The 20,756-nt window shown below is 69.2% G+C and carries 14 protein-coding genes and 1 tRNA gene; 1 reads left to right on the top strand and 14 read right to left on the bottom strand.

Annotation, left to right across the window (positions count from 1 at the left end; translation table 11 throughout):
• Positions 1-27: 27 nt before the first annotated feature.
• The 13 genes from murA to ACIRCZ_RS02345 all read right to left on the bottom strand — a co-directional run bounded on the left by murA (position 28) and on the right by ACIRCZ_RS02345 (position 20,162).
• Positions 28-1,398, bottom strand: coding sequence for a UDP-N-acetylglucosamine 1-carboxyvinyltransferase (gene murA, locus ACIRCZ_RS02405; RefSeq protein ID WP_055892977.1), 1,371 nt, complete (start codon positions 1,396-1,398; stop codon positions 28-30).
• Positions 1,395-1,994, bottom strand: a complete 600-nt coding sequence (leuD, locus tag ACIRCZ_RS02400) for a 3-isopropylmalate dehydratase small subunit (RefSeq protein ID WP_055892975.1) — start codon at positions 1,992-1,994, stop codon at positions 1,395-1,397. Before leuD ends, murA begins: the two co-directional genes overlap by 4 nt.
• The gene (gene leuC, locus ACIRCZ_RS02395) at positions 1,994-3,514 is read right to left on the bottom strand and encodes a 3-isopropylmalate dehydratase large subunit (RefSeq protein WP_402849253.1); all 1,521 of its coding nucleotides are present in this window, start codon (positions 3,512-3,514) and stop codon (positions 1,994-1,996) included. The genes leuD and leuC overlap by 1 nt, the downstream gene beginning before the upstream one ends.
• 154 nt (positions 3,515-3,668) lie before the next feature.
• Positions 3,669-4,163 (bottom strand): FHA domain-containing protein, encoded by a 495-nt coding sequence (locus ACIRCZ_RS02390; RefSeq protein WP_402849250.1) that lies wholly within the window; start codon positions 4,161-4,163, stop codon positions 3,669-3,671.
• Between the two features lie 24 nt (positions 4,164-4,187).
• Positions 4,188-6,560 (bottom strand): transglutaminaseTgpA domain-containing protein, encoded by a 2,373-nt coding sequence (locus tag ACIRCZ_RS02385; protein WP_402849247.1) that lies wholly within the window; start codon positions 6,558-6,560, stop codon positions 4,188-4,190.
• Complete coding sequence (locus ACIRCZ_RS02380) at positions 6,557-7,927, bottom strand: DUF58 domain-containing protein (protein WP_402849244.1); 1,371 nt, start codon at positions 7,925-7,927, stop codon at positions 6,557-6,559. Before ACIRCZ_RS02380 ends, ACIRCZ_RS02385 begins: the two co-directional genes overlap by 4 nt.
• Positions 7,928-7,958: 31 nt before the next feature.
• Positions 7,959-8,927: a MoxR family ATPase gene (locus ACIRCZ_RS02375; protein WP_055892967.1), complete on the bottom strand. Its 969-nt coding sequence runs from the start codon at positions 8,925-8,927 to the stop codon at positions 7,959-7,961.
• 94 nt (positions 8,928-9,021) lie between these two features.
• Positions 9,022-14,301: an Ig-like domain-containing protein gene (locus ACIRCZ_RS02370; protein WP_402849241.1), complete on the bottom strand. Its 5,280-nt coding sequence runs from the start codon at positions 14,299-14,301 to the stop codon at positions 9,022-9,024.
• Positions 14,302-14,376: 75 nt separating this feature from the next.
• The gene (locus ACIRCZ_RS02365; RefSeq protein ID WP_402849238.1) at positions 14,377-15,165 is read right to left on the bottom strand and encodes a hypothetical protein; all 789 of its coding nucleotides are present in this window, start codon (positions 15,163-15,165) and stop codon (positions 14,377-14,379) included.
• Positions 15,162-16,889, bottom strand: coding sequence for a serine/threonine-protein kinase (locus ACIRCZ_RS02360; RefSeq protein ID WP_402849235.1), 1,728 nt, complete (start codon positions 16,887-16,889; stop codon positions 15,162-15,164). The genes ACIRCZ_RS02365 and ACIRCZ_RS02360 overlap by 4 nt, the downstream gene beginning before the upstream one ends.
• On the bottom strand, positions 16,886-18,235 hold the full coding sequence (locus ACIRCZ_RS02355; RefSeq protein ID WP_402849232.1) for an FHA domain-containing protein: 1,350 nt from the start codon (positions 18,233-18,235) through the stop codon (positions 16,886-16,888). The genes ACIRCZ_RS02360 and ACIRCZ_RS02355 overlap by 4 nt, the downstream gene beginning before the upstream one ends.
• 11 nt (positions 18,236-18,246) lie before the next feature.
• A complete protein-coding gene (locus tag ACIRCZ_RS02350) occupies positions 18,247-19,059 on the bottom strand; it encodes a PP2C family serine/threonine-protein phosphatase (RefSeq protein ID WP_055892956.1) in 813 nt (270 codons plus the stop codon).
• On the bottom strand, positions 19,056-20,162 hold the full coding sequence (locus ACIRCZ_RS02345) for a TerC family protein (protein ID WP_157480187.1): 1,107 nt from the start codon (positions 20,160-20,162) through the stop codon (positions 19,056-19,058). Before ACIRCZ_RS02345 ends, ACIRCZ_RS02350 begins: the two co-directional genes overlap by 4 nt.
• A 204-nt stretch (positions 20,163-20,366) precedes the next feature.
• Here ACIRCZ_RS02345 and ACIRCZ_RS02340 point away from each other — a divergent pair, with 204 nt between their 5' ends.
• On the top strand, positions 20,367-20,579 hold the full coding sequence (locus ACIRCZ_RS02340; protein ID WP_055892949.1) for a KTSC domain-containing protein: 213 nt from the start codon (positions 20,367-20,369) through the stop codon (positions 20,577-20,579).
• A 74-nt stretch (positions 20,580-20,653) separates the two neighbouring features.
• Here ACIRCZ_RS02340 and ACIRCZ_RS02335 read toward each other — a convergent pair.
• Positions 20,654-20,726 (bottom strand) — tRNA-Glu (locus ACIRCZ_RS02335).
• Positions 20,727-20,756 lie beyond the last annotated feature (30 nt).

Genomic DNA, 20,756 nt, shown 5'->3' with positions numbered 1-20,756 from the left:
TCTGAAGAGGGTCGGGACACCCCTCCATTATCCTTCGAGAACGAAGTCGGCTCCCAGAAGCTGCAGCTTGGTGATGAAGTTCTCGTAGCCGCGGCTGATGATCCCGACGTTGCTGACGGTCGAACGTCCCTCCGCCGTGAGCGCTGCGATCAGGTGGCTGAAGCCGCCGCGCAGGTCGGGAACCTCGATGTCGGCGCCCTTCAGATCGGTCGGGCCCATGATGACCGCCGAGTGGTTGAAGTTGCGCTGACCGAAACGGCACGGGTGTCCGCCGAGGCACTCCTTGTGGATCTGGATCTTGGCGCCCATGTCGATCAGCGCGTCGACGAAACCGAAACGCTGCTCGTACACGGTCTCGTGCACGATCGAGACGCCCTTCGCCTTGGTGAGGGCGATCACGAGCGGCTGCTGCCAGTCGGTCATGAAGCCGGGGTGCACATCCGTCTCGATGACGACGGGCTTGAGCTCGCCGCCCGGGTGGAAGAAGCGGATGCCGTCGTCGTGGATCTCGAACGCGCCGCCGACCTTGCGGAAGACGTTGAGGAAGGTGAGCATCTCCGGCTGGCGGGCTCCGCCGACGTAGATGTCTCCGCCGGTCGCGAGGGCGGCAGCGGCCCAGCTGGCGGCCTCGTTGCGGTCGAACAGGGCGGTGTGGCTGTAGCCGACGAGCTTCTTGACACCCTCGATGCGGATGACGCGGTCGGTGTCGACCGTGATGATCGCGCCCATCTTCTGCAGGATGTTGATGAGATCCATGATCTCCGGCTCGATGGCCGCACCCTTGAGCTCGGTGATGCCCTCCGCGCGGACGGCGGTGAGCAGCACCTGCTCCGTCGCACCGACGCTCGGGTACGGCAGGTCGAGCTTGGCGCCGTGCAGGCCGTTCGGGGCCGTCATCCGGATGCCGGTGGGCAGCTTGTCGACGATGGCGCCGAACTTGCGCAGCACTTCGAGGTGGTAGTCGATCGGGCGGTCGCCGATGCGGCAGCCGCCGAGGTCGGGGATGAACGCCTCGCCGAGGCGGTGAAGCAGCGGCCCGCAGAACAGGATCGGGATGCGGCTGGAGCCGGCGTGCGCATCGATGTCGGCCATGTGGGCCGACTCGACGGCGCTCGGGTCGAGCAGCAGCTCTCCCTCGTCCGTGCCGTCGGTGACCTTGACGCCGTGGATCTCGAGGAGGCCGCGGACGACCCGGACATCGCTGATGTCCGGGACGTCGCGCAGCACGCTCGGGCCTTCGCCGAGCAGGGCGGCGACCATCGCCTTGGTGACGAGGTTCTTCGCGCCCTTCAGCTCGATCCGGCCGCGGAGTGGGATCCCGCCGTTGATCGTGATGCGGTCGCCTTTGAGGCCGACACGCGCTCCTGCTGCTTGGGCGTCCTGAAGAAGTGAGTTCAAAGTTTCACCGGTAACGTCTTGGGCCGCCAGCTCTCGCGGCGGGCTTCGTATTCTGAGATGCGCGCCTCGTCGCGCAGGGTCAGAGCGATGTCGTCCAACCCTTCGAGCAAACGCCACCTAGTGTAATCGTCGATGTCGAAAGACACCTGGACCTCACCGACGCTCGCAGTCTTGGCAACCAGATCCACCGTCGCCGCTATTCCCGGCTGGGCCTCGATGGCCTGCCAGAGGCGCTCGGCGTCCTCCTCCGTGATCTGCCCGGCGAGCAGTCCCTGCTTGCCTGCGTTGCCACGGAAGATGTCGGCGAAACGGGGGCTGAGCACGGCGGCGAAGCCGTAGTCGCGCAGCGCCCACACGGCGTGCTCGCGCGACGAGCCCGTTCCGAAGTCCGCCCCGGCGATCAGCACGCGGGCGCCCTGATACTCCGGCTGGTTGAGGATGAAGTCAGGGTCTTGACGCCACGCGTGGAACAGCGCGTCGTCGAAGCCCGTCTTGGTGACGCGCTTGAGGAACACCGCGGGGATGATCTGGTCGGTGTCGACGTTGGAGCGGCGGAACGGGACGGCGACGCCCTCGATCGTTGAGATCTTTTCCATCAGGCGCCCACCTTCTCTCCTGCGCGGGTATCCGAGCCGTCATGGCCCGGCGTGTCGCCATCACCGTCCGGCTCCAGGTCCCACGGGCTGGACAGCGTGCCGCGGATCGCGGTCGCCGCTGCCACCAGCGGAGACACCAGGTGGGTGCGTCCGCCCTTGCCCTGACGGCCCTCGAAGTTGCGGTTCGAGGTGGACGCGCACCGCTCGCCAGGCGCGAGCTGGTCCGGGTTCATGCCGAGGCACATCGAGCAGCCGGCGAACCGCCACTCCGCTCCGAACTCCTCGACGATCTTGTCGATGCCCTCTGCCTCCGCCTCGATGCGCACGCGGGCGCTGCCGGGCACGACCATGACGCGGACGCCGTCCGCCTTCTTCCGCCCCTTGATCACCGAGGCGAATGCACGGAGGTCTTCGATGCGGCTATTGGTGCACGAGCCCATGAAGACCGCATCCACCTGGATGCTCTTCATCGGCGTGCCTGCTGCCAGGTCCATGTACTCCAGTGCCCGCTCTGCCGCCGCGCGCTGGTTGGCGTCTGCGATGGCGGCCGGGTCTGGAACGGCCTGGCTGAGCGAGACGCCCTGGCCAGGGTTCGTGCCCCAGGTGACGAACGGCTCGATCTCGGCGGCGTCGAGGTAGACCTCGGCGTCGAACACGGCGTCGTCGTCTGTCGCCAGCGTGTCCCAGTACGCCACGGCGTCGTCCCAGTCCTGCCCCTCCGGGGCGTGCGGACGGCCCTTGAGGTATGCGTACGTCGTCTCGTCCGGCGCGACCATGCCTGCGCGGGCGCCCGCCTCGATCGACATGTTGCAGATCGTCATGCGGCCCTCCATGGAGAGCGCGCGGATCGCGCTGCCGCGGTACTCGAGCACGTAGCCCTGCCCGCCGCCCGTGCCGATCTTGGCGATGACGGCCAGGATGATGTCCTTCGCCGTCACGCCGGGACGCAGCTCGCCCTCGACCGTGATCGCCATCGTCTTGAACGCCTTCAGCGGCAGCGTCTGCGTGGCCATGACGTGCTCGACCTCGCTGGTGCCGATGCCGAACGCCATCGCGCCGAACGCGCCGTGCGTCGAGGTGTGCGAGTCTCCGCAGACCACCGTGATGCCCGGCATCGTCAGGCCGAGCTGGGGACCGACGACGTGAACGATGCCCTGCTCGACGTCGCCGAGCGAGTGCAGGCGGATGCCGAACTCCTCCGCGTTCCTGCGCAGCGTCTCGATCTGGGTGCGGCTGGTCAGGTCGGCGATCGGCTTGTCGATGCCGATGGTCGGGGTGTTGTGGTCCTCGGTGGCGATGGTGAGGTCTGGACGGCGAACGGGGCGGCCCGCCATGCGCAGTCCGTCGAACGCCTGCGGGCTCGTCACCTCGTGCACGAGGTGCAGGTCGATGTAGATCAGGTCGGGCGAACCGTCTTCGCCCTTGACGACCAGGTGGTCGCGCCACACCTTCTCAGCGAGGGTCAAGCCGCGCTCGCTCGATTCGTGCTGCGACGATTCGTGCTGGGAATCGGTACTCATGATGCTCAAGAACTCCTTAGCTTGCTTCCGGATCAGCCGACGACGAACTCCGCGACGAGGGAGGCCTGGAGGATCTAGGACTCGTCGCGGCAGCTAAGGAGGAGCAGACCGTGAAACACGTTGTCAGGTTATCACCGGTTCGGGGGTGAACCTGTCAGCTCAGCTCGACGCGCACGGAGAAGCGCCCGAGGTGCACGACGTCGCCGTGTGCGAGCGGCGTCGGCTCCCCCGGCGTGAGCTCCCGTTCCCGCGCATCCTCTGCCACGACGACGACGCCGTTCGTGGAGTGCGCGTCGGTGACGGACAGCGCGCCGCCGTCCGCCTCGAAAGCGGCGTGCGTCTTGGACACGCTCGCCGCCGGGTCGTCGACGGCGACCAGCTCGGCGTCCGTCCAGGCGCCGAAGGTCACGGGATTGCGGCCGACCAGAACGGTGCCCGTCACCGGCACGGCCCTTCCGCCCGGCAGGACGATGCGCCACTGGCGGGCCGGAGCAGCGGCACCAGCGGATGCCGCTGCCGGCGGAGGGCTCGGCGGGGCGAACACCGGGAGCGAGCGCTCGCGCGCTGGAACCTTCGCCGTCTCCGTCCCCGTGTCGTGACGGGGAGGGATGAGGTGCGGCGGCGGCACGATGAAGTCGGGCGATTCCACGCAGCCACTATACGGGGAGCGGGACTACCGCCCCGCCCGCTTGGCACGGCGGCGGTAGCGGAACGCCGCCAGCCTGGCCCGCAGCCGCCCAGCGGAGGAGCGGGCGTCCGCGACGGCCGCGTCCGAAGCACGCCAGACCGCATCCACCCTGTCGGATCCGACCTCCGAGCCATCGAACACCGCGGCGTCGACGTCCCTGGCGATCGTGGCAAGTCCTCCGGTGGGCACGCTCAGGTTCTGCTCGGCGCTCTGCCTCTCCAGCGCACCGGCGGCCTGCAGGCGTGTGGCGTTGCGCGGAACACTCAGACCGAGCTCGTCGTAGCCGTCCGCCAGCTCCTCCCACGCTCCGGCCGCACGTCTGTCCGGCGGACCGGTGGTGAGCCTGCGCTTGCGCCTGCGGCGTTTGAGCGCGGCCACGATCAGCAGCGGCACGATGTACAGCAGCAGCGGGATGACGACGATCCCGCCGACCACCCACGCCCACGCCGGGATGGCGAAGCCGCTCTTCGCCTCCTTGCGCTCGTTGTCCTTGGTCTTGACCGGCGTGAGCAGGTCCTGCGCCTTCGGGTCGGCCGGCGGCGGTTGCCGCACCTGGGGCTGCGGTTCGAGCTTGGGCTTGGTCGTCTGGTTCTTCGGAGCATCGGTCTTGGTCGGCGTCGGGAAGAACGGCACCCAGCCCACCCCGTCGAACGCGACCTCGTCCCACGCCGTCACGTCATTGCCCGTCACCGTCGTGGCCTGGCCGTTGACCACCTTGGGCGCGAAGCCCATCACCACCCTGGTCGGGTAGCCGAGGCGCCTGGCCATCAGCGCGAACGCGCTCGCGTACTGCTCCTGGTCGCCGACCATCGGCGCCTTGGCGAACAGGTCGGTCATCCTGTCCGCGCCCTCTCCCGCCCGCGACGGAACGGGGTCGGACGCGCGGCCGTGGCTCAGATAGCCGAGCGTCTTGAGGGAGCGCTCGAGGTTGCGGAGCTTCTGGATGGCGGTGGTCGCCGAGCCCGCGTACTCCTCGGCCTTCGCCGCCACGATGTCCGGGACGTTCGTGACGGGCGGCAGATCGAGCCTGGCCGGTGCGACCTTCGCAAGGGCCTTGTCGCTCGGGATCTTCTGGGCCGTGGCATCCACGGTGTATCGCAGGCCGTCCTTCACACCGCTCGTCACCGCTGTCGTGCCGGTGGCGGTGTTGACGCGCACGGTGGTCGACGGGTCGGTTCCCTGGTACGCGTCGAAGCCGAGCGTCGTCAGGTACCCGATGGTCGGCAGCCAGACGTCCGAGTAGTCCTTGATGTCGATCTGCGCCTTCGTGGTCGAACCCGGCGTGAACAGCGGAGGCGACGGGATGGTGCTGCCGAGCAGCTCGAAGCTGCCGGAGGCGTCGCTGCTCTCCTTCGGGTCGGTGACCGTCCAGACCACGCCGTCGTAGCTGTCCATCGTGGCCAGCCGGATGACCTGGCCGCTGCTGAGCCCGTCGACCGTGAACAGCTCCGTCTTCTCCAGATCCTTGGTGTACTGCCGGAACCCGGCCAGCGGGCTCGGGTAGTCGAGCGGGTCGAACGGCGGAGTCACCTCCTGGCGCAGCACGAACCGGGATGCGGGCGGAGGCGCGAGCACGGAGCCTGCGAGAGCGCCCACCACCACCGCGCCGAGCACGACAGAGCCGACGCCGACGATCCTGCGACGCAGCAGACCGGGGTCCGCGACGACCTCGACGGACGCAGAGCGCGTGCGGCGCCAGGCGAGCCAGAGCAGCGCGATCGCGGCGAACGCGATGCCGCGGACGGCGGCGAGGTACGCATCCACGGTGCCGAGCAGGATGCCCGCGACGAACAGTGCAAGCGGACCTGCCACCAGCACGGCGGCACGGCCGGCTCCTCTGCCTTTCGCGCGCGGCAGCCAGCGCACAGCGAGCGAGACGGAGACGAGGGTCACCAGCCAGCCGGCCACGTACGGCACGACGGCGACGTACGGCGGCGCTTCGAGCGGGGCTTGCAGCGTGACGGCGTCGCTCCAGCCGAACACCGCGCCGATCACGAGCCCGGCGAGGCTGTCGAGCGACGGGAGCACGACCAGCGTGGCGGAGCCTGGCATCGCCAGCGGCGTGCCGAAGAGGAAGTATGCGGCGACGGCGATCGTGACGGTGAGCGGCACGGACAGCCGGAACAGCCGGCAGACGACGGCGGAGCCCGTCCCGACCACCAGACCGCCGATGGCGGCAGTGAAGAAGGAGAAGTGCCCGAACGCGGGCTGGAAGCCGAGCACGGCGATGGCGCTGAGCACGACGACCACCGCCACGTCGATCCAGGTCGTTGCGGACAGACGGTCGATGCTCCCCTGCTTCTGCGCTGCGGCAGTGCGGCGCGGCCGGGGCTGCTGTGCCGTCGTCGCGCCGCTCATCGTGCCGCTCGCTTCAGGAGCGCCGGCAGCTCACCCAGCGTCGACACGGTGGCGAGCATCATGCCGCCGAGCCTGCTCAGGCGGGGCTCGCCGTGCACATCCACCCGCACGCCGATGGTCTCGGTGTCCGAGCCGTACAGGCTCGCCGCCGCCCGGATCTCTGCGGGGTCGAGCTGCGAGCCGACGATCATCACCACGAGACTCGGCGCTGCCAGCCGCACCGTCGACCTGCGCACGTAGTCGCGCAGGCTCTGGTGCATCCCGTCCACCGGCTGGATGCGGCACGAGTCGTCGAGGAGCGCGGTCGGCGTCTCGACGCGCATCGTCTTCTGCTGCCAGACCGCGTCGAGCTCCGTCTCCTCGCGGATCACGTGGCAGCCGACAGAGGCGAGCACGGAGACGCCGAGCTCGAACTCGTCATCGTCCGCGAAGTGCGACCGCTCGGCGTCGAAGACGAGCAGGAGCTGGGAGCGGCGGGTCTCCTGGTACTGCCGCACCATCAGCTGCCCCGTGCGCGCAGACGTGCGCCAGTGCACGTTGCGGATGTCGTCGCCAGGCTCGTATGTGCGCAGCGCGTGGAACGCGAGGTCGCTGTCGGTGATGACCTTGGTGGTCTGCCCCTCCAGGTCGCGCACCAGCCCGCGGGCGGTCGCGGCCAGCCGGGTGGTCTTCGGGTGCACGAACAGCTCGACCTGCTCCGTCCACGCCGTGGTGCGGCGCAGTAGCCCGAGCTGGTCGCCGCGCACGGACAGCGCGGGCCCGGCGAGGATCAGGGCGCGCCGCGCGGTCGGAACGGCGAACAGCTCCTCGTTCTCCTCGCCTGCGGCGAGCCTGGGCACCATGAACTCCGCGACCCCTGCGCCGACCGGAAGCTCCATCCTGGTGGGCAGCACGGGGCGGCTGCCGGAGTTCCGCACCACCATGCGGCCGAGCGCCCTGTCGCCCGCGACGACCCGACGCGGGTTCAGCTCGATCGCCACGTCGTATGTCGAGCGGCCGAACACGAATCCGACGGCGATCAGGAACGCAGCGCACAGCGTCGCACCGAGGAAGGCGAACTCCGCCCAGCCGAACACGGCGAGCAGCGCGAACGACACCGCAGCTCCCCCGAGCACGATCCAGCCGAACGTGCTCACCACGCCGAGCACGGGAGCCATCCACCCGGTGACGGCACGCCAGGCCGGGTGGATGCGGCGGCCGAGCGCTCCGAGCATCCCGCGCAGCGCATCCAGCAGCTGCCCGAACGCGATGCGCGACTGAGAAGTACGTGCCTGGGACGTACGCGGGCGCGCCGAACGGCGGCGGCCGGTGGGTGCGGCGCCGGGCTGGGAGGCGGTGGCGGTGTCGGTGTCGGGAGCGGCGGTCATCGGCGGGGCTGTTCGTCCGTTCGGTCCCAGGTCACGCTGCGCGGTATGCGGGCGGGGTCGCCTCGGCGATGGCGCGGGCGACGATCTCCTCGGCGGTCACGCCGGCGAACTCGGACTCCGGGTCCACGATCACGCGGTGCGCGAGCACGGGGATGGCGAGCTCACGGATGTCGTCCGGCGTCACGAAGGTGCGACCGGAGGCGATGGCCCAGGTCTTCGCCGCGCGTGCCAGCGACAGGGCGCCGCGGATACTCACGCCGAGAGCGGCATCCTTGTCGGCGCGGGTGGCGGAGACGATCTCGCTGAGGTAGCCCATGACGGACGCGTCGGCGTGCACGTCGGAGGCGAGCTGGGCGAGCGCCGTCACGGAGTCGGAGGCGATGATCGGCCGCACGCCTGCAGCGCGCGAACGGTTCGAGGAGTCGAGCAGCAGGTTCACCGTGGTCTCGTGGTCGGGGTAGCCGAGCGAGGTCTTGATGAGGAAGCGGTCGAGCTGCGCTTCCGGCAGCGAGTACGTTCCTGCCTGCTCCACCGGGTTCTGCGTGGCGATCACCACGAACGGCGCCCCGACGGGGTGGCCGACGCCGTCGACCGTGACCACGCCCTCCTCCATCACCTCCAGCAGAGCGGACTGGGTCTTCGGGCTCGCCCGGTTGATCTCGTCGGCGAGCACGACGGAGGCGAAGATCGGTCCTGGATGGAACTCGAACCTCCCGTTGCTCTGGTCGTAGATGGTGACGCCCGTCACGTCGGACGGCAGCAGGTCCGGCGTGAACTGGATGCGCGACTGCGTGCCCTCGATCGTGTTGGCGAGCGCCTTCGCGAGCACGGTCTTCCCTGTGCCGGGCACGTCCTCCAGCAGCACGTGGCCGCCGGAGAGCATCGCGGTGATGACCAGCCGGATGCTGTGCTCCTTGCCGAGGATCGCCTTGTCGACGTTCGCGACCAGCTGCGAGAAGGCTCCGGAGAACCAGTCGGCCTGTTCCTGGGTTACTGCCACGGTGTTCCATCCATTTCTGTGCTGATCGTCGTCGTGCTGATCGTCGCTGTGCTCGTCGCTGCCGTGCCCGGCGTGCGCTCGTGGGTCCTCATCGTCACGGCGCCCAGTCCTGCACGCTGCTCTGCACGCCGCCGGCGGTCACGTACGCGCCGTGGTAGCCGCAGTATGCGTGCAGTCTGTTCGGTGCACCGCGATAGTGGGCGTATCCGCTGCCGTTGGTCGTGATCGACTCGCTGGTGAGCTTGCCGCCGTTGCAGTAGAAGTTCATCGTGTACGTGGTGTTGCCGCTGAAGTGATTGAGCGTCACGTCGTAGGTGAAGCTGTGCGCGTATCCGGGTTCGAGATCGCCCTTGGCGAGGTCGATCGACGGCTGCGGGTCCGGTTTCTTGGCCACGGAGACGGTGTTCGAGGTGTCGGCGCCGCCGGTCTTGTTGCTGTGGTTGTTCACAGCCCGCACCTGGAACGAGTAGCTTCCGACGCCCTGGTTCGAGACGGTCGCGCTGGTGCCGGAGGTGCTGTTCCAGGCTCCGCCGTTCAGCCGCCACTGGTACGTCACCGCGCCGCCACCCGTGCCGGACGGGTCGGACAGCGCGTTCCAGCTCAGGGAGAGGTCGCTCGGCGCGTACTGGTCTGCGCTGATCTTCGCCCCGCTCACGGCCTGCGGCGTTCCGTACGGCGTGACGGACGCGCTCGGCGCCGACAGCTCGCTCCAGCCGTCCGCGTTGTGCGCGCGGACAGTGAAGGTGTACGCCGTGCCGTTGGTCAGACCGCCGATGGTCACCTGGCCGATGGTGGTCGTCGTCACGGCCTTCGGGCCGCCGCGCACCTCGTACTGGTCGATCGGCTTGCCGTTGTTCGCCGGCGCCGCGATCTCGACCGTCGCCTGCCCGTCCGACGCCTTGGCGTTGGCGGGCGCCGACGGCTTCTCCGGCACGTCGTGCACGGTCACGCGGTACTGCCCGACCGCCGCCGCGGTCCGCTTCGGGTCCTTGGTCGCATCCTGCACGTGGTAGACCACGTTGACCGCGCCGATGGCGGCGCCGGATGCTGCACTCACAGTGATCGACGAGCCGGTGTACGTCACCGTCACGCCCGCCGGCGCACTGTCCGCCTTTGCGTCGGTGATGGTCAGTGGATGCCCGGGGAACGGGTTCACCCACGCCGAGTCGCTCGCGGCCCCGGTCAGGGTGGTCGACTTGCCGCGCTGCAGCTCCTGCGTCTGCGGCGGGTTCTTCTGGCTGGCGACCGGCCGGTTGGAGCTGACGACCTGCACGTTCACCGTTCCGGTGATGGTGTGCGTTCCCGAGCTGATCGTGACGGTCACCACGGTGGACTCCCCCGGCTGCACGCCCAGCGGCGCCGACAGCGACAGGGACGATCCGCTGAGCGCGACCTGGAGCTTCTTGTTGGTCCACTGCGGGTTCGAGTACGTGAGCTTGGCGAGGATGTCCGGGTTGGGGTGGAAGCTCGACGACCGCAGGTCGATGGTGAGCGGAGCCTCCCCCGGCTCGATCTTCTCGCTCGGCGACGTGAAGGTGGGGGCGACGTCCGACTGGTCGGGGCTTCCCACCGTGATCGGCAGCACGAGCGTGGTGATGCGGTCGCTGGTCTGCCCTGCATCCCGTCCGTCGTCGACCTTGAAGGTGATGGCGGCAGGGCCGCGGTAGTCCTTCGCGGCGGTGAAGCGGAGGGTCTGCTCGTCCCCGAACGGCGACGCTCCTGTGCTGTTGGTCGCGCTGACGCCGCTCGCGCCCGTCAGCTTCACCGATCGGCCGGACGGCACATCGAGGATGTCGGAGAGCTTCCAGCTCTTGCTGCCGCCCATGTCCACGATCTGCTGCGGCAGCGACTTCTTGATCGCCGGTGGCGCCGTCGCGTCGCCCTTCGGCGGCACGATGATGAACGCGTCCCCGGTCAGCCCGGTCACCTCGTCCTTCACCTGGTATGCGATGGCGAGCCGCTTGGCCGCCGGATGCACGGTGATCGAGCCGCCGGCGCCCACCTCGGCCGCGCCGGCGTTCGGACCGGTGAGCGCGACGCCGAGGTCTTCGACGAGCCCGGACGGGTTGGTCGCCCCGGCCAGCGCATCCACCTTCACGCTGTCCTTGTCGGCCACCGCATCCGGTTCGATCAGGTGGTCGATCGCCGATGGGTACTGCTCTTTGGCGTTCGGGGTGACGGTCACCTGGATGAACGCGCTGGCGACACCGCCCTGCCCGTTGCTGATCTGGTAGCGCACGATGTACGCGCCCTCGGTCTTCGGGGCCGTGACGAGGACGACCTTGCCGTGCACGGACGCCTTCAGGCCCGCATCCACCTGGAGCAGCTTCTTCTGCACGGCGATGGTGTAGCCGTTAGGGTCGGAGTCGTTGTCGAGCACGGGGACGGAGACGGTGCGGCCCGGCTTGACCTGCACGGGGTCGTTCCCTGCGATCGGCGGCTGCACAGCGGTCGGGCGCGGAATGACGCCGATGGTGACCGTGCCCGTCGCCGTCTTCCCGTAGGTGTCCTTGACCTGGTAGGTGAAGGTGTCCGTGCCAGCAGAGGTCGGGTACGCCTCGTAGGTGAACGACGTGCTGGAGCTGTCCGAGATCCGGCCGAGCGTCGGCTGGCTGCCGAGCCCTGCGAGCGTGACGGAGTCGCCGTCCGGGTCGATCCCGTCGAGCGGAACGTCGACCGGCACCGTCGATCCGGCGAACGCCCGAATGGTGAGCGGCTGCGGGCGCGGTGCCCTGTCGCTGCCCTTGTCCGGCGCTGTCACCACGAAGCTCACCGTCGCCTGCGCCTTCTGGCCGAGCTTGTCGGTGATGCCGTAGACGACGCTGTACTGTCCAGGCTCGGTCGGCGCCTGGTAGCGCACCGTCTTGCCGCTGACGAACGCCGTGGCGCCCTTCCCGGCCGCCGCGTCGTCGCGCAGGGCCGGGTCGAGGGAGAACGGAGCGTTGTCCGGGGAGTAGTCGTTGTCCATCACAGGCACGGTGACGATGTCGCCCGCGCGCACCGTCGCGGTGTCGTCGACCGCGATCGGCGGCTGGTGGGTGACCAGCGGAGGAACGGGGACGACGGTGATCCCGGCCTTCGCCTCGTGGATGCCGTCGGAGACCGTGTAGACGAGCTGTACCTGCTCGGCGAGCACGGTCGGGGCGGTCACCTTGACGACGGCGTTGTCGAGCACCTCCACGTTGAGGTCGCCCGCTCCTGCCGCGGCCGTCACGGAGCGCACGACGAGCACGCGGCCGGAGGGCGACACGTCGTTGTCGAGCACGCTCACCGAGGTCGGCTCGCCTGGACGCACGTATGCCGTGTCGGTCACCGCGATGGGCGGTGCGTCAGAACCGCCGTCGGCGGCCACATCCACCCGGATCAGCCCGGTGGTGGATTTCGGGCCCGCCCCGAGCGTGTAGGTGACGTAGTACTCGCCAGGCGCGTTGCTGAGCACCGTGACGGTGCCGCGCGCGGCGTCGGTGGTCACGTCGGCGCTCGCCTGGCCGTCGATGGACGCACCGACCAGGCTGAGCGGCTGCCCGGACGGCGACTGGTCGTTGTCCAGAGGATGCACGACCACGGGCTTCCCGGTGAACCCCGCTCCGAAGTCCGGCACCGCCACCGGATCGAGCGTCCCCGCTGCCTTGACCGTGATGAGCAGACTGCCTGTCGTGCTCTTCTTGCCGTCAGAGACCGTGACCTTGACCTCTTTCGAGCCGGTCTGGCCCGTCTTGCTGGTGAAGGTGACCTCGCCGTTCGGCTTGAACTGCACGTCGTCCTCGGTGGTCGACGCCGCGGACACCAGGGAGAGGTCGTCCCCGTCCGGGTCGAGCCAGTCGTTCAGCACGTCGTACTTCACCGACTGACCGACCTCGGCCTGCGCTGTGCTGGCCCTGGTGGAGGCGGGGGCCGCGTTCTGCGCCGGCTGGTGCAGGGTCGCATCCACCTGCGCGGTGGAGGTGCCGCCGCGGCCGTCGTCGACGGCGTAGCGGAACGAGATGGTGCCGCTGAGGCCCGCCGCTGGGGTGAACTGGAGCGCTCGCCCTCCCTCGACCAGCTCCAGCGTGCCCTGGGCTGCCGGCAGCGTGGAGACGTCCGAGATGGTGAGCACGTCGCCGTCGGGGTCGGTGTCGTTGGCGAGCACGGGCAGCACCGTCGAGCGCCCTGGGCGGACGCCGAACGCATCGGCAACGGCCGTCGGCGGACGGTTCACCTTCGTGCGCTGCGCGAGGGTGTCGGAGAACGACTGCAGGACGGGCTTCTCTTCGCCTGTGTCGCCCTGCACGGTGGTCTCGTTGGGCTTGAGCTGCGCCCAATTCTGCACGAGCCGCATGTTCGAGGACACCACCCAGGCGTTGCCGTCTCGCAGGTTGTTGAGCGCGATCACCCCGTGGTTGACCCGGAATTCGAGGTCGTCGCCCTTCACCGGCTGGTCGATGTCGACGCCGACGTCCTTCGCGCCATCGCAGGCGTAGAGATAGCGCGCGGTGCCCGCCCAGGCACCGTATGAGCAGTCGCCGAGGCGGACGGGAGCCGAGACGGCCGCCGCTCCTCCGGTGGACGTCGCCCCGGCCGGATGCGCGACCACGGTCCCTCCACCGAGCGGGACGCTGAGCAGGCTGGACGCCGTCGCGACGAGCGCGGACGGGTCGTCGGCGGACGGCTGCTGGAGTTTGAGGCCCTTCGCCGGCAGGTCGACGGTCTTCCCGTCCGACGTGATGACCCGGTTCGCCTGGGTGTCGAGCACCACGGGATGGTCGCCGACAGCGGAGACCTGGAACTTCCCCGGCACGGGGAACGACGCCGTCGTCGCCTCCGCGCCTGGATGGTCGACGGTGTACAGCTTCTTCCCCTGCGGCGCGACGACGAACGTCTCACCGCTCTTGCTGACGGCGAGCTGCGCATCGGCGCCGACCTTCGCGGTCGGCCTGGTCTTCGCCTTGTCGAAATCGAGACGGCCGCTGGCGTCGAGCACCCAGAGCTGACCGGTCGGCGACAGCACGGACAGCGTGTTCGCGCCGTACCCGAGCTGCGACTTCTCCGGCACCTGGATGCGGCCGCCGAGCGACACGAACGCCGGGTCGATCTTGTCGACCGTGCCGTGCGGGGCGTCGGTGAGGAAGTACGCAGACCCGTCCTGGAGCACGTCCAGGTCGGAGCTCGCGCCGGTGACCGCGGCATCCAGCTCGTTGATCTGGTGGTTGAGCCTGCCGCCCATCAGCTTGTCGCCGTTGGTCACCCACACGTCTCTGGTGTCCAGGTCGACGGCGTTCACGGGGAAACCCTTGTGCAGCACCGCGATCGTCAGAGGGACGCCGGCGACGACGGCCAGAGCGGTCACGGAGGCGAGCGTCTTGCGCTTGCGGATCCACGCGCTCAGCGATGCCACTACTCTGCTATCCCCCCGGGTTCGAGAACGACCACTACGCTAACACGGCCCCTGGACGGGCGTGGATGGGGAGGTCTACCCATCCTCCCGGGGCGACGACGCCTTCGCCGCCCCCGCTTCGTCTGCATCCGCTGCGCCCGTCTCCGCAGCGCCCGTCTCCGCAGCGGATGCTCCGGCCGTGTCCGCGTCGAGCAGCGCCAGGTCGTCCAGGCCGACGAGCCTGGTCGTGACCGCGTACTCGACGAGCCGCGCCCTCCGGTTGGTGGCGAGCTTGCCCTTGCCGCCGCGGAGCCCGGCGACGCCGAGCTTGTCGAGCTTGTCGCAGACGTTGTCGAGCTTGCGGTTAAACGTCGTCATGCTCCAGCCGAGCCTCGCCGCGGCCTCCGCCGACGTCGGGATGGTGCCCCGGCCTGGCACCGCCTGCGTCAGCACGCCCTCGGAGAGCGCGACGATGAGCTGCCGCTGGCTGGTGGTGAGCGTCACCGGCAGGATCGTCGTCGAGCCTCCTGCGTCGTTGACGGTGACCGCCGTGTTGAAGAAGTCGTCCTCGCTGCTGATCGTGAAGTCGTACGTGGTCGCGCCGGCGCTGAACATGACGTGCATGGTCTGGAACACGATCGGCAGCTTGGCGCCGGGGGCCAGCCACGCCTGCACGGTGCCGGTGGAGTCGCTCACGGTCGCGGTCAGGAGGGTTCCGACGTTGGAGAGCCACCACATCCCGAAGTCGCTGCTGATGGTGAGGAAGCGGCGGTGCAGGTACGGGTTGTCGTCGATGCTGAGGTCGGCCTCGCGGCCGATGCCGAACTCGACGGGGTCCGTCACCGTGTAGAGCTCGCCGCAGTAGTCGATGGTCAACGGTTTCATTTCGAGCACGCTTTCAACGGCTCCGACGTCCTGCCGGAGCGCACGGTGGCGACGTCGATGCAGACAGGAACGCCGGCCGTGAGGCCGGTCAGCTCCGCCTTCGGCTGCGCGGTCACCTCCGGCACGTCGGTCGTTCCCTCCCGCACCCACTGGTACTGGTCGCCCTTCTGCGGCTTCGCCGTCTTCCAGACGATGGTCGCCGTGGTGCCCTGCGCGTTGCGGGTGGCGGAGACCAGCGTCGGCGGCGGCACGACGGTGACCGCGACCGTTCCGTCCTGATCGCTTCCTGGCCGCTGCGTCGGCGACGCAGCGGGTGCGGTCTGTGGCAGGAGCACGGCGGCGAGCACACCGCCGGCGACCACGAGCACGGCAGCGGCGGCGATCACCGGCAGCAGCCAGCGTGGCCGGGATGCGCGGGGACGGGATGCGGACGCAGCGTCCGGCTTCCGCTCCTGCTCCTGCTCCTGCTTCGTGCGCGCATCCGTGCGGGGACGCAGCATCGTGTTCTCGACGGGAGCGGCATCCCGCTCCGGCTCTGGATGCACGGTCGGGACAGCGCCGCGCACCACGGTCGGCCCGGCGAGCAGGTCGGCCGGCACCTCGACGAGGCCGGGGCGCGTCTCCGTGCTGTCGTGCGCGGCGGGCGACTCCTTCTGCGGCGTCGTCGGCGTCGTCTGCGGCTTCTGCGGCTTCTGCGGCTTCTGCGCGGAGAGACCCTGCGCATCCACCGACTGCACGGAGCGGGCGCGCGTCTCGTCTTCTCCGGACGGCGACGGCGGCGACTCGTCCAGCGTCCGCAGGTTCGGCACGTCGATGCTGGTCGGCGCGAAACCGAGCTCCAGCTCCACCCTCTGCAGTGCCCTGGCGAAGTCGACCGCCGTCGCGAAGCGGTCGTCGCGCCTGGTCGCCATGCCCTTGCGCAGCACGGCGACGAGAGACGGAGGGAGGTCGTCTCTGTCGATCGGCGTGATCATACCTCGCTCGATCCTGCCGATGAGATCGAGGGTGCCGTTCGCCCTGCCTGGCACCTCGAACGGCGTGCGCCCGGCGAGGATGGTGTGGATGGTCGCGGCGAGCGAGAACACGTCGCTGCGCACATCCGGCTGGGGGTCGTCGTCGAACATCTCGGCGGGCGACCACGGCACGCTGAGCCCGACGGAGCGGCTGCCGCTCGTGCCGGTGTCCGCGTCCCCTCCGCGCAGCGAGCCGAGCGATGCCGTGTGCACGGGCAGTTCCTCGAGGGCGGAGGCGATGCCGAAGTCGGTGAGTGCCGGCCAGCCGAAGTCGGTGGTGAGCACGTTCGCCGGCTTGATGTCCCTGTGCAGGATGCCGACGCTGTGCGCGGTCGCGATGGCGCTCGACAGCCGCACGCCGATGCGCAGGGCGTCCTCCACGGTGAAGCGCTCGCGCTTGAACCGATCGCCGAGCGACGGGCCGGAGCAGTACTCCATCACCAGGTACGGCCGGTCGTCGGCGGACACGTCTGCGTGGTGGATCGTGACGATGTACGGGTGCGCGGACAGCCTGGCCATCACGTTCGCCTCCGCCACGAACCGGGCGCGGGCGGCGTCGTCGACGCTGTCGGTGAGCAGCACCTTCACGGCGACGCTGCGCTTCGGCAGCTCCTGCTCGTAGAGGAACACGTCGGAGAACCCGCCGGAGCCGAGCAGCCGGATGAAGTGGAACCCCGGCAGGGCGGGCGGCTGCGAGGCGAGACGCCTCATGCGTCCTCACCGACCGTGAGCGTGACGCCGCTGCCCAGATCGACGACCGTCCCTGCGATGACGGCGGTCGGCTCGCCGCTGCGGAGCTTCTGCGGCTGCTTGCCTGGCAGCACGATCATCGTGCCGTTGCGGGAGTGCAGGTCGGTGACGACCACGGTGTCGCCCTCGACCGCGATCGTCGTGTGCGATCGCGAGATGTCGCGCTCGGCGCTGTCCACGGTGACAGGGCGCGGCGCCGGGCCGCGCGCGGTGGTGGAGGCGACGGGGGCACGGCCGACGACGATCGGCGGCTCCAGGTACTCGCGCCTGCCGTCTGCGAGATCGACGAAGAACCGCGGCGAAGGCGCGACGGGCAGCTGCTCGTGCTCGTTGTCGCGTTCGTGCTCCTGCTCGCTCTGGCGGCCGCCGAGGAGACCGCCGAGGCTGCCGGACATGATGGTGAGCCCGTCGTGGTCTCCGGCCTCGGCACTCGGACGCGCGGGGGTGGAGTCGGTGATGAACCTCGGCAGGTCGATGCGGGCGGGCTCTGCCTCGTCCGCCTGGCGCACGGCCGCGTCCTCGACACTGCGCACCATGGTGGCTCCGAAGAGGTGGTCGTAGCCGGTCGCGTCGGCGTCCGCGTCGGGATCTGTGCCTGCATCTGCGTCCGTGTCGGCCGGCTGGGCGATGGTCGCCTCGCTCACGGTGGTGTCCGGGATGCGCGTCTCGTCTGCGACTGCATTCACCTGCTCTGGATGCACCGGGTCCGGCAGCGCGGGCTCCGGCTGCGCGAGCTGCGGCTCGACCGGCTGCGGCGCGACCTGCTGCGGCTCGTCCTGCTGCGGCTCGTCCGCCTGCACCTCCAGTGCCACCGGCGCGGTGATCGGCGCACGCTTCTGCTCCTGCACGACGGCCGGTGCTGCCGAAGCGACGGTGCCGGCCCAGCTCACCGCCGTGCCCCACACGATCCCGTCGGCCAGCGGCAGCGCGGGGCGACGCGCATCCGCCGCATCCGCCGGCTCGACGGCGAGCGCGACCGCGGTAGCCTCCGCCACCTGCTGCTCCACCCAGGTGGAGACGCCTTCTGCGTCGATGCGGCGCTCCCCCGCTGCCGTCCGCACGGTCGCGACGACGGGGCCGCGGACGGCGACCATCGCGCGCCCTGCCCCTCCGTCGATCAGGCCGAAGGACGGCGTCCTGGCGAACCCGTCCGCCGCGAGCGCTTCCAGGGTCGCAGCGAACCCGGAGGCGACAGCCGACGCCAGCGCACGAAGGGCCGACGCGTCCTGCGCTTCGACGACGAGTGCGCGCGTTCCCGCCGCGACCACCGCCCAGTCCCCGGTTGTCGTCTGCTGCACGTCGAACACGTCGGTGAAACCTACCCTCTCGGCTGCGTGTCTTCGAGAGAGCGGCTGTCTTCCGGCCTGTCTTTCGTGACATCGGAAGCCGGTTCCGCATCCCCCGCCGTCGATTCAACCACGATCACGGTGACGTTGTCGCGCCCGCCTGCCGCGATGGCGGCGCTCACCAGCCGGTCGGCGACGTCCGGTCCGCCGTCCGCGAGGATGCGCGCGATGGCCTCGTCGCCGAGCTCCTTGGTGAGCCCGTCCGAGCAGATCAGGAACGTCTGGCGCCCCTCCTCGCGCAGCAGCAACGAGTCCGTGTCGACGAAGTCCTCCGCGCCGAGCGCCCGCGTGATGACGTTCCGCTCCGGATGCACGGCCGCCTGCGCCTCGGTGATGAGGCCGGCGTCCACCAGCTCCTGCACGGCGGAGTGGTCGACGCTCAGGCGGCTGAGCGCCCTGCCGTCCCAGAGGTATACGCGGGAGTCGCCGACGTTCACGACCATCCACTGCTCTTCCGCGACCTCCGGCACGCGCACGCGCACGACGCCGGTGAGCGTGGTGCCCGCCACCGCGACGCCCGACTCGTCTGCACCCGACAGGGCGCGCACAGCGGCGTTCGCCTCGTCGATCGCTGCGATGACCTCGTCGGGGGTCGGCCTGGAGCCGGCAGGAAGGGTGCGGGCGATGGACTCGACCGCCGTCTGGCTGGCCGCATCCCCTCTGGCGTGCCCGCCCATCCCGTCTGCGACGGCGAACACCGGGTCCGCCGCGATCATGCTGTCCTCATTGACGTGCCGTACCGCACCGACATCGCTGCGAACGCTCACGCCGACGATTGACGTCATGTACCGGTTTCCTCCTGCGTCTTCGCGGTCGTTGCCGGTGCGCGCCCGGAGTCCGTGGATCCGTTCGCGCCGTCCGTGGCGTCCGCGTCGTCTTCACCGTCACCGTGAATGGCAGCGGCGACAGAGGTGCCGCTGAGCTTCAGCTTCACCAGACTTGCAATCGTAGCGACTGCCATGGACCCCACGATCACGCCGAGCGACGTCATGGTGCTGATATCGGGCGCCCACTCGATGTGCTGGCCGCCGTTGATGAACGGCAGCTCGTTCTCGTGCATGGCGTGGAACACCAGCTTGACGCCGATGAAGGCGAGGATGAACGCGATGCCGTACTTGAGGTATTCGAGCTTGTCGAGCAGGTGGCCGAGCAGGAAGTAGAGCTGCCGCAGCCCCATCAGGGCGAACACGTTGGCGGCGAACACGATGAACGGGCTCTGCGTGATGCCGAAGATCGCGGGGATCGAGTCGAGCGCGAACAGCAGGTCGGTGGTGCCCAGCGCGAGGAAGACGATGAGCAGCGGGGTGAACATCCTGGTGCCGTTCACCGTGGTGCGCAGCTTGTTGCCCTCGTACTGGTCGGAGACCTTCAGGTGCCTGCGGGTGAAGCGCACGAACCAGCTGTCCTTCGTGCCCTCCTCGTCGTCGTGCTTGCTGAGCGCCTGGTGGATGGCCGTCCAGAGCAGGAACGCACCGAAGATGTAGAAGATCCAGCTGAACGACGCGATCAGCGATGCGCCCAGGATGATGAAGATGCCGCGCAGGACGAGCGCGATGATGATGCCCACCATCAGCACTTCCTGCTGATACTTCCTCGGCACGGCGAACCTCGCCATGATGATGACGAAGACGAACAGGTTGTCGATGCTCAGGCTGTACTCGGTCAGCCAGCCTGCGACGAACTGCCCCGCGTGCTCCGCGTCCCCGATCAGGAGCATCGCGAGGGCGAACAGCAGGGCGAGCGCCACGTAGAACGACACCCAGAGCGTCGACTCCTTCGGGCTCGGGATGTGCGGTCGTTTGAACACGATCAGCAGGTCGAACGCCAGGATCAGCAGCAGAACGACCATTGATCCGATTTCGAACCACGGGGGAAGAGCAAGCTCCACGGGGGAAAACCTTTCGAAGGGCACCAGAAACGGGTCCGAAAGTCTCTCCCGCACCCACTGTTCGGGTGCCGCTGTGCCCGGGCTCGAAGACTCGAACCGTGATGACGTCCACAGCGCCGACCCGTCATGGGTCGTCCGGGATACTCCCCTTCGCTCCGGACAGTCTACCGGATGCGCAGACCCGCGCGGTCTACTGTGCACGCTATGAAGCGGCGGACTCTGACCAGCAGTGTGCTCGCGTCGGCCGGGTACGACCCGGCGGCGCGCATCCTGGAGCTGGAGTTCGTCAGCGGGGACGTATACCGGTACTGGATCGTGCCGGAGCGGGTGTGGCGCGGTTTGTGGGAGGCGGAGAGCGCAGGGCGGTATTTCGGCGAAGCGATCCGGGACCGGTACCCCGTGGAGAAGGTGTCGTGAGCGACGGAATCGCCCAGCGAAGAATCAACTGAAAAAGCCCGGATGTCAGTGAAACACTGACATCCGGGCTGTAGTGACCCCAGCGGGATTTGAACCCGCGTTACCGCCGTGAGAGGGCGACGTCCTAGGCCGCTAAACGATGGGGCCGTTTTTGCAACTCAATGAGTATGCCACACC

Origin of the sequence: Leifsonia sp. NPDC102414, from assembly GCF_044765685.1 — a bacterium.
Classification (GTDB): Bacteria; Actinomycetota; Actinomycetes; order Actinomycetales; family Microbacteriaceae; genus Leifsonia.
This window is presented reverse-complemented; position numbering and strand designations above follow the sequence as displayed.